General features: G+C 69.9%; 8 protein-coding genes and 1 pseudogene. 2 read left to right on the top strand and 7 right to left on the bottom strand.

Annotated features, from left to right (window positions below; all coding sequences use genetic code 11):
• Both J7E89_RS41240 and J7E89_RS29935 read right to left on the bottom strand, forming a co-directional pair.
• Positions 1-295 (bottom strand): annotated as a pseudogene (locus J7E89_RS41240) (hypothetical protein); the annotation flags it as partial.
• Between the two features lie 73 nt (positions 296-368).
• Positions 369-3467, bottom strand: coding sequence for an alpha-N-acetylglucosaminidase (locus J7E89_RS29935; RefSeq protein WP_214977586.1), 3099 nt, complete (start codon positions 3465-3467; stop codon positions 369-371).
• A gap of 141 nt (positions 3468-3608) precedes the next feature.
• Between J7E89_RS29935 and J7E89_RS29930 the strand changes: the two genes are divergently transcribed.
• Positions 3609-4064: a hypothetical protein gene (locus J7E89_RS29930; RefSeq protein ID WP_214977585.1), complete on the top strand. Its 456-nt coding sequence runs from the start codon at positions 3609-3611 to the stop codon at positions 4062-4064.
• A gap of 51 nt (positions 4065-4115) precedes the next feature.
• Here the strand turns inward: J7E89_RS29930 and J7E89_RS29925 are convergent, their stop codons facing one another.
• From J7E89_RS29925 to J7E89_RS29915, 3 genes are all read right to left on the bottom strand, one after another.
• Entirely contained in the window at positions 4116-5657 is a 1542-nt protein-coding gene (locus J7E89_RS29925) for a DUF1996 domain-containing protein (RefSeq protein WP_214977584.1), read from the bottom strand.
• A gap of 229 nt (positions 5658-5886) precedes the next feature.
• Positions 5887-6225: a glyoxalase superfamily protein gene (locus J7E89_RS29920; RefSeq protein WP_214977600.1), complete on the bottom strand. Its 339-nt coding sequence runs from the start codon at positions 6223-6225 to the stop codon at positions 5887-5889.
• A 36-nt stretch (positions 6226-6261) separates the two neighbouring features.
• Positions 6262-6825: a carboxymuconolactone decarboxylase family protein gene (locus tag J7E89_RS29915; protein ID WP_251061242.1), complete on the bottom strand. Its 564-nt coding sequence runs from the start codon at positions 6823-6825 to the stop codon at positions 6262-6264.
• 70 nt (positions 6826-6895) lie between these two features.
• Between J7E89_RS29915 and J7E89_RS29910 the strand changes: the two genes are divergently transcribed.
• Positions 6896-7354 carry a MarR family winged helix-turn-helix transcriptional regulator gene (locus J7E89_RS29910; protein WP_214977583.1) on the top strand — a complete coding sequence of 153 codons (459 nt, stop codon included), beginning with the start codon at positions 6896-6898 and terminating at the stop codon, positions 7352-7354.
• Positions 7355-7471: 117 nt separating this feature from the next.
• Here the strand turns inward: J7E89_RS29910 and J7E89_RS29905 are convergent, their stop codons facing one another.
• Positions 7472-8122, bottom strand: coding sequence for a response regulator transcription factor (locus tag J7E89_RS29905; protein ID WP_214977582.1), 651 nt, complete (start codon positions 8120-8122; stop codon positions 7472-7474).
• Positions 8107-9420 carry a sensor histidine kinase gene (locus J7E89_RS29900; protein WP_374196912.1) on the bottom strand — a complete coding sequence of 438 codons (1314 nt, stop codon included), beginning with the start codon at positions 9418-9420 and terminating at the stop codon, positions 8107-8109. The genes J7E89_RS29905 and J7E89_RS29900 overlap by 16 nt, the downstream gene beginning before the upstream one ends.
• Between the last annotated feature and the right edge of the window lie 111 nt (positions 9421-9531).

The following is a 9531-nucleotide window of genomic DNA, read 5'->3' as shown; positions in this document are numbered from 1 at the left end:
CGAACACCCAACCGCCCCGAACACCGCAACCCAACGGACACACACCCACACACATAAATGCACTAATGCGCAGAAAACGGCCAGCCGTTGAACACCCCCGTGCGACGACGCGGTCGCCGTCCGTGGCCACAACGCAGTAGTTCGGGAAGTCCTCAGCCACCCGGCTCAACAGGGCGCCTGCGACCGGCTCATGCGCGATGAACCCCGGCCAGGTCTCGGCAATCTCGTAGACACGGGCGATCAAGGACGGCCGCTCGGCGAGCGCGGTGATGCGGATGCTGCCGATGTCTGTCACAGCGGGGCGCATTGTCGCAGGGGCACCACTAACGGCCACAGCTTTACTCTCAGTTGTTCGGCGACCGAGCCCTTCAGGCCGTACCCCAACCACTGAACTCAACCGTCCCCCGCACCCCACTGCCCCCATGCGCCGCACTCATGAACATCCCCGCGTCCTGAGCCGCCGCCACCCCCGGAACAGCCACCCTCGCGACCGTTCGCCACGTCGTGCCGTCGTCCGTCGAGCACGCCCCCGTGTACGACCCGCCCACCCGCGAAAGCCGCAGCAGCACCGGTGCCTTCACCCCGGTGATGCGCTGGTAGGTGTCCAGCGTGCCGTCGCCGTTCGTGTCGTACGACAGCACCACGCCATTCGCCGGAGTCACCGCGAGGTTGAGGAAGCCGGGCGACCCCGGCGTCGCCAGGCTGTTGCGGACAGCGATACCGGCGCGCGCCCACGCCCCCGTCACCTCCTGCGCGTCCACCCGCACGGTGACGCCACCGCCGTCCCGCAGCGCCCCCTCCCGGTACAGCGCGCCGAATTCCGAGGTCGCCTTCCACAGGTCCTGGCCGCCGCCGTTGACCCCGTGCTGGCCGAGGTCCTGCAACTGGCCGAAGATCGCACCGTTGTTCGTGTACGTCCGCCAGCCCTCGGCCAGCGGCCCCGCGACGTACAGGTCGCCCCGCTGGACGGTGGTCACCCGGGCCCCGCCCTCCGGACCGTACGCCGTGCTCAGCTCGTACGGCATCGGCCTCAGCGGGCGGGTCAGCGGCCCGGCCGGCGCCTTCGCGCGCCACGACACGCTGCTCGTGCCCGCCGCCGGCACGGACCGCAGCGACGCCGGGCCCTGCGGCTGCGCCTCGACGCCCGTGAGCGCGAAGTCGACGCGGCCGGTCGCCCGCAGCCCGTTGACGTTGCGGAAGGCGGCGGTGAGCAGAGCCGAGCCGCCCGGTGGGAAGGCGGCCGGGTCGGCGGTGACGGTGACCGTGCCCTGGTACGGCGCGCGGGCCAGCACGTCGTGGACGCGCCGGGCCGTGCGGTACGCGTCGTTCGGCGGGCGCAGCGGGTACGTCTTGCGCTCACGCGTCCACGGCTCCTCGGCCGCGTACCAGTCGAAGGACTTCGGCGTGCGGTTCGCGGTCAGCGCGTCCTCCAGCTCGTCCAGGTACGCCTGCCACTGCGGAAGGTGGAAGTCGCCGATGAGGCCCTGCCAGTCGCGGTTGGCGTAGTTGGCGAGGCGGCCGGCGTCGGCGGTGGGGCGGGCCGCCCAGGTGGTGACCAGGACGCGCGCTGTGCGTTCCAGCTGCTCCGACTCCGCCGACGTGGACGCCAGGCGCTTCGCGTCCTCGATCCACGGTCCGAGAAGGAACGCGCGGTGCGAACCCGTCATGTCCTCGCTCAGCCGCATCAGCTTCAGCCAGAGGGCGGAAAGGGTACGGAAGGCGATCAGGTCGCCCCGCCCGTACGCCGCCTTCAGCTGCGGCAGAAGCTGCCAGGAGCGGTTGGCGAGTGCCTGGCGGCCGAGGTCGGTCACGTCGTATCGGTACGCGTCCGAGCGCCGCAGTGGTTCGCGTACGCCGAGCAGCGCGCCCAGCGCCTTGTCGAAGTCCGCCGGGTCGAAGGCGGGCGTATGCGTCGAGTAATGCGTGCCCGACGCGGCGGACAGGCTCGGGCGGGACGCGAAGACCGAGTCGTGGGGGCGGCCGTCGCGGCTGGTGATGCGGTACGCCGTCTCGCGCAGCGCGGCGAATGCGGCGCGCGCGTTCGCGTCCCGGCCCCCGTACCGCAGATCGGCGTACCCCTCGAACCACTCCTCGCGGTCCACTGTCTCCCTTCGCCACGCCAGCTCCGAGAACAGCTCCAGCGCGGCCGGGTCGCGCTCGGCGGCCTCCGGCATGTAGGCGGTGCCGGCGAGGGCGGAGCCGGGGCGGTCGCGCCAGGCGGTGAAGCGCTCGGTCCACATGTGCGTCTTGGCGCCGATCGTCGTACGGCCGCCGAAGTTCGGGATGGTGCCGAAGGCGTACGGGGCGCCGCCCCAGTCCTTCTCGCGGTCGGTGACGGTGTCGAGGTCGGACAGGCCGTCCACCACCAGGAGGTGGTTCTTGTCGAGCGCGTCGAGCAGGTCGCGGCGCGGGTTCGCCTGCCAGCCGAGGATGATCCAGGTGGCGCCGGGGCGGGAGGCATGGAGAGCCGTCTCGACCGCCCGGGCCGCCTCGGGGACGGGCACGTCGCCCGCCGAGCCGCCCTCGTGGAGGAGGTCCATCTTGAAGTGCTGGACCGGGCCGAAGAGTTCGTACTGGTGGCGGTAGAACGACGCGGCGACCTCGCGGAACGATGCTGTGCGCGGGTCGAGCCAGTCGGGGCGGCGCAGGCCCGCCCAGTCGCCCTGCGGGACGGTGCGGGCGCCCGGATTGCGGGCGGCGAAACCGTCGGGGACGGTGCCGAAGTAGCCGGGGAGCACCGGCTCCATGCCGAACTCGCGCATGCGGTCGGTGATGCGCCGGCCGAGGGCGGCGCGTTTCGCGATGAGCTCGGGGGAGAGCGGGCCGCCGTACGCGCTCATGTTCTGCAGGAGCCACCACGGCTGGTGGGAGGGGGCGGGAAGCCAGGTGCGGGCCTCGGTGTCGGAGTAACCGAAGTCCTTGAGGAGGCGGTGGTAGACGGCCTCCTGGCCGGTCGTGACCAGCACCTCGTTGAAACCGTGCAGGGCCAGTACGTCGATCATGCGCTCCCAGCGGGGCCAGTCGGCGTACGGCGCGGTGTAGCCGTCGTGGGTGTCGTTGAACGCGAAGCGGTGCGGGACGGTGGCCGAGCGCTCCAGGGGCTCGCGGGGTGCGGGCAGCCGCTTCGGGAGGTTGAGCTGGGTGCCGGACCAGGAGATGTGCGCGCCGCAGACGTACTTGAGGTACCAGTGGACGCCGGTGAGCGCGGCGGCGGGGCCGGTGGCCGCGACCTCGATGCGGCCGGTGGCGCCGCCGACCCGGAAACGGTCGTTGCCGCCGCTGCTTTCGAGCGTGGCGAGGTGGAACTGGCCGGCGTGCTCCGGGAGCAGCCGCTCCAGGGCGGCGCGGGCGGGGGCGGTAGGGGGTTCCGGTGCGGCCATGGCCGGAATGTGCCCGCCCACCGCGGCTCCGACGCCGATGGCTCCGGCGGTGCCCAGCAGCGTACGGCGCGACAGACGGTCGGTCATCGGGAGTGCTCCTCGGTGGGACGGCGACGTCGACAGGGGCGTACCGGGCGCACGTTAATGACGGCGCGGGGGCGCAGCAATGGGGCGTGCGATGTGTTCGTATCCACCCCACCGTGTGGCCCAACGGGGCACGATGAGCAGATGCGCAACCAACGCCGACGTACAGCAAATGCCGCCTCAGCCATAGCCCTTCTGGCCCTGCTCGCCGCGGGCTGCGGCGCGGGCGGTGACGAAGAGAAGCCGGTGCCGGAAACGGCCAGGGGCAGCCTGGAGCAGCTCGCCAAGAAGGTGCGGTGCGAGCCGAACATCCAGACGGACGCGGAGGAACTGCGTCAGGCGAACTGCAAGACTGGCGACGGCCGTTACGTGCTGGCCACCTTCGCGACCGACCGCGGACAGCGCGAGTGGATCAACGAGGCCAAGGACTACGGCGGGGCGTACCTGGTCGGCAGGAAGTGGGTCGCGGTGGGCGACCAGAAGGTGGTCACAGCGCTGCGCGGCCAGCTCGGTGGGACGGTGGAGACTTCCTCGCACCACTCTGGGGACAGTGGCAGTGGGGGGAACGAGGAAAAGCACTCCGGTCACCACGGGAGCTGACCGCGCAGGTGGAGAGGGCGGCCGGTGGGGGACGGCCGCCCTAGGCGTGGGTCAGGTGCACTGGCGTCCGTCGTTCACGCAGGACACCACCTTCTGCATCAGCCGGCTGTTGAAGACGTTGATGAAGTCGCCGTGGTCGGTGCCCGGCTTGTGGAGCTGCTCGGGGAAGGAGTCGACCGCGAACCCCGGGCCCGGCGGGACGTCGTACACGATCCGCTGCACCAGCTGCGGGATGGCCTGGAATCCGTTGGGGCACGCACCGTTCTCGTCCGCGAACGCGACATGCGTGCGGTGGTTGGCGCTGTCGGTGTTCTGGCCGTCCCAGCAGCTCTGGAAGTTGAACGTACGGACGACCTGGCTGCCTTCCGGGCAGATCGGGTATTTGTCCTTGAGCTGGCGGTCCTCGAATCCGGTGCAGCTCCAGGACGCATTGGCGTTGGCGTCACCATTGGTGAATGCCTTGGCGTCACCGGTGATGATCCGAAGGAAGCGCGGCATCGCGGTGACCTTGCTGACGGGACTGCCGACGAATTTCAGCGAGACTTCGGTGGGCGTCTGAATCTCGCCTACGTTGCTGTCCTTTCCTCCGCCGTCGGCATTGGCGTCGTTCTCGTTCTGGCCGTTCTGGAGGCGCAGGACGGGCCAGTAATACGTCGACTTGTCGCCCTGGTTCTGGCAGGTGGTCTGACCGCGGGCCAGGTCGTCGTCGCTCGCGAAGGCGTCATTGGCCTGGTTGCCGACGTAGTCGTGCATATGGTGCGCGCCGTTGCTCACGCCCGGTGCGACGATGACATTGTCCGGGTTGAACTTTCCGTTTTCGTTCGTCCCGCAATTGGTGGTGAACTCGCCGCGGGAGGCGCCACGCTGTTGTTGGGGCTGCTGGACGTTTGGCTGGACGGACTGGATGTCGACGAAGTCGGCGGCGTTGGGGCCGTTGCCGGCCTGCCCGCCGTTGCCGTTGCCGTCGTCCTGGCCGGCGTCGCCCTGACCATCGCCCTGACCACCATCCTGGTTGCCATCCTGACCAGCGTCGTCGTTGTTGTCACCCTGATCGTCACCGTTCTGGCCGTCGTCCTGCCCGTCCCCGTCCTGCCCGTCGACCCCTCCGTTGTCGTCGGCGCGCAAGGTGCAGGGTGCGAGGCTTTCGAGCCCCTGGGGGCGTTCGGCCGCACGGTCGAAGGCGATGGCGATCCGGTCAATGGTGGCCAGCCGCTTGTCCTTCAGCGGTCCGAGAATGGCGTTCTGGGCCAAGTTCGGGTCCTGGGCGATCTGCTGCTGGGAATCAGCGAATCGCTTGTACGCCTCCGTGATCTGGGAGTCGAGAGCCGCGAGCTCCCTGTCGACTTCCTGGCGCGCCGAATCGGGTACCTCTTCGGGCAGGTCGTTCGCCACCTCCGGACAGTCAATGGTCGACATTTGCTGGCCGGTGCTCCGAAGCTCACCGGACTGAACCGGGTCCGGGCTGGACCAGCCTTCACCTGCGGATGCGTAGACATTCACCGCGAGCAGTCCACCCCCGCCCAGGATCAGAGCAGCCGAAGCGGCAATCGCCCGGTTAGCCAGCGTGGAACGTTTTCTTGATGCGCGTCGCATGGAACTCCTCTTAGCTTCGTTGCCGGGTGAAGGTAAGGGGGGTCCCGGCAGGGGAGAAGCGCTCCGTTCCATACGGGCGCGGTTCGCGCCCTGTTCAAACCTCTTCCGGATTCGTAGCTATCTCCATTCGCAAACAGGGACGGACCCCGACATCACAGGATGCGCGCGGCGCGCCATGGGGAGGTACGCCGCGACCGCCTGAGCCCGGCCCGGGAGGGCGCGGCAGTTGTCAGCCGGCCTCGGCCGGCGTGCCCACCCGGAGCCGGTTGCCGTCCGGGTCCCGCAGCTCGACCTCGCGCGCCCACGGCTGGTCCACCACCGTTACGCCGAACTCCGCGGCGACGGCGTCCACGTCGCGCACGCGCAGGTACACCAGCGTGCCGGGGCGCGCGTCACCCTGGTGCTCCGAGAGGAACAGGCGCAGGGGGCCGCGCGCCACCTCCACGAAGGCGGGGAAGCCCGGCTCGAAGCGGTGCTCCCACTGTTTGCCGAAGCCGAGGCGGGCGTACCAGGTGGCTGCCGCGTCGGCGTCTTTGACGTGCAGGATCGGGATGACTTCCTCGTTCATGGCCATGTTCATGAGGGTCATCCTCCCCTCAGGCTCTCAGGCGAACGGTGCGAGCTGCTCGTCCAGGGGAGCGCCGGTCATCCGGTTGGCCAGGGTCGACATCGTGTAGGCGCCTATGCCCAGGACGACCTCCAGGGCGTTCTGCGGGGTGTAGCCGTGGGCTGTGAAGTCCCGCAGGGTGTCGTCGGAGACGGCGCCGGCGGTCGCGATGACGGCCAGCGTGAACTGCCGTACGGCTTCGAGGCGTTCGTCACTGAGCGGCTGCGGCTGCGACTGGTGGTGCTGCGCCCGCAGTGACTTGATCAGGTCGGCGTCCGCGCCGAGCGCTGTCAGCTTGGCCGTGTGCATCGCGACGCAGACGTGACAGCCGTTGCGGGTCGCGATCGTCATGATCAGGACCTCGCGGGAGAGCGGGTCCAGGGTCGTCGACTCGAACATCGCGCTGATCTTCAGGAAGCCGTCGAGGAGGTGCGGGGAGTTGGCCATACGGGCGACGGGGGCGGGCAGGTAGCCCAGGCGCTTGGTGGTCGCCTCCATGGAGCGGCGGGAGGCGGCGGGGGCAGTTTCGGGGGTGTGGTCGGGGAACAGCGTGCCGGTCAAGAGGTCTCCTTGGAGGGTAAACTCGTCAACATGATTGACGAAAAGGTAAACCACATTGACGAGTTCCGCAATGGCTGAGGGGTACGAGCTTCCGCTGCTGCTCTTCGCCGGATTCCGGTCGTTCATCGACGAGTTGCACGCCGAACTGGCCGAACAGGGCCACCCCGACGTCCGGCCCGCCCACGGCTTCGCCCTCCAGGCGGTCGGCCGCGACGGTGTGACCCCAGGGGAGCTGGGCAGGCGGCTCGGGGTCTCCAAGCAGGCCGCGGGCAAGACGGTCGAGCGGCTGGAGCGGCTCGGTTACGTCGAACGGGCCGACGATCCGGACGACGGGCGTCGCAAGCTGGTGCGTCTTACGCCGCGCGGAGTCGACGTCCTCATGCGGTCGGCCGTGATCTTCGACCGGTTGCGTGAGCGGTGGGTCGAGGCGCTCGGCGCGGAGCGGGTGAGTGACCTGGAGGAGGCGCTGCGGGTCATGGTCCCCAGGAACGGCATGCGCCTGGACGCGGCAAGCTGGTTCGGCTCCTAGCGGGGCGCCGCGGCGGCCTCTTCGCCGCCGCAGTTGGCGAATTCGGCCCGTCCGGCGCTTGAGGACCGGGGTTCGGGGCAGAGCCCCGTGGCGCGGTGTGCGGGCGTAGGTGCGGGCTCAGTGGCCGCGGTCCAGGAAGGCCAGTACCGCCAGCACTCGGCGGTTGTCGTCGTCGGACACCGGGAGGCCGAGCTTGCCGAAGATGTTCGACGTGTGCTTGGCCACCGCCCGCTCGGTGACGAAGAGCCGGCCTGCGATGGCCGCGTTCGACCTGCCCTGTGCCATCAGCTCCATGACCTCCCGCTCGCGCGGTGTCAGCCCGCCCATCGGCTTGTCCTGGGCGCGGCGGGAGAGGAGCTGGGAGATCACCTGGGGATCCATCGCCGTGCCGCCGGCAGCCACCCGCCGTACCGCGTCGATGAACTGCTCGGCGTCGAAGACCCGGTCCTTGAGCAGGTAGCCGATGCCACCGTTCCCGTCGGCCAGCAGCTCGCGGGCGTACAGCTGCTCCACGTGCTGGGACAGGACCAGCACCGGCAGGCCCGGCCGCGCCCGGCGGGCCTCCAGCGCGCACTGGAGGCCCTCGTCGGTGTGGGACGGCGGGAGCCGGACGTCGACGACCGCGACGTCCGGGTTCAGCTCGGCCAGGGCCCGGGAGAGTTCAGGTCCCGACTCCACGGCGGCCAGGATCTCGAAGTCGAAGGCTTCGAGCATCCGGACCAGGCCGTCGCGGAGCAGGAAGAGATCTTCGGCTAGGACAACTCGCAAGGGATCTCCATGGTCACCATGGTGGGACCGCCCGCGGGGCTGCTGACGGCCAGGACGCCGTCGAATGTACCGAGCCGGCGTTCGACACCGCTCAGCCCGGAGCCCGGTCCGGCGGCGGCAGCCCCGCCCCGCCCGTTGTCGGTGACGGAGATCCGCAGCATGCCGTCGGCGTGGTGGATGTCGGCGTAGACGCGGTCTGCCCCGGAGTGCTTGACCGCGTTCGTAAGGACCTCGCTGACCGCGAAGTACGCTGCCGACTCGACCGGCGCCTCGGCCCGTCCCCCCGCCAGTTCCACCGTCACCTCGGTCTCGATGGGCAGGCGCAGCGCCAACGCCCGCACCGCGTCCCCCAGTCCGCGTTCCGCGAGCACCGGCGGGTGGATCCCGCGTACCAGGTCACGCAGCTCGGCCAGGGCCTCGGCGGAGGACTCCCGGGCCATCGCGAGGAGCTTCTTCGCCTGGGCCGGGTCCTTCTCGACGAGCGCCTCGATGGTGCCCAGGTTCATGCCCATGGCGACCAGCCTGGCCTGCGCGCCGTCGTGCAGATCCCGCTCGATACGCCGCAGTTCGGCGGCCGAGGTGTCGACGGCGTCGTGCCGCGTCTCGGTGAGGTGGTCGACGCGCTGGGCCAGCGTCATCTCGTTGGTGGGGCCGAGCAGCGACTTCGTGAGCTTGAAGTGGGCGCGCAGCAGCGCCGGGTTGTAGCGGATGCCCACATGGAAGATCACGAGGCCGAAGGCGACGGCGAGGAGCGCGGTCCCCTGGCTGTCGACGCGTACGGGCCCGTACCAGTACGCGTCGCCGCCGTCCGCGAACACCCGCCACAGCCCCGCCGCCAGCACCAGGCTCTCCACCGGGTACAGGAACAGCACCGCCGGCAGAAGCGCGCTGACGCTGCCTACCGTCATGTCCGCCAGCAGCCACAGGAAGTCCCGCCAGGTCGCCGGGTCCTTGAGCATCAGCGTGCACCGCTCGACCTGTCCGACGAAGCCGCCGCGCAGATCGGTGGGCATGGGGCGGTACGGGACCGGGATGCGTACGTCCGACCACTTGGCGGCGAGCAGCCGCCGCTGACTGGCGTAGCCGCGGAGCGCGGTCAGCACGGCAGGGGTGGTGAAGAGGCCGACGCCGATCACGATGAGGACGATGGAGACGATGGTGAACGTGAACAGGATGACGGACCCCGTGAGCGACACGATCATCAGTGCCAGCCCTCGGATTCCGGCAAGGAACGCGTTGCGTATTTTGGTCGCCATCATGGTGTCCAGCCTCTCCTCGGCGGCCCGTCCGCCGGGCATGTGCACAGTTTTGCCTGTGCCGCCCGCCAAGGTCATTGGGCCGGGCACCCCGGTCGGGGTGTACGTAGCACCACCCCCGCGCCGTGCACTTATTCCCCATGACGGCGTGCG

The sequence above is a fragment of the Streptomyces sp. ISL-100 genome, from assembly GCF_018614615.1.
Classification (GTDB): Bacteria; Actinomycetota; Actinomycetes; order Streptomycetales; family Streptomycetaceae; genus Streptomyces.
The sequence above is the reverse complement of the archived record's forward strand: the minus strand, read 5'-3'. Positions and strand labels throughout refer to the sequence as shown.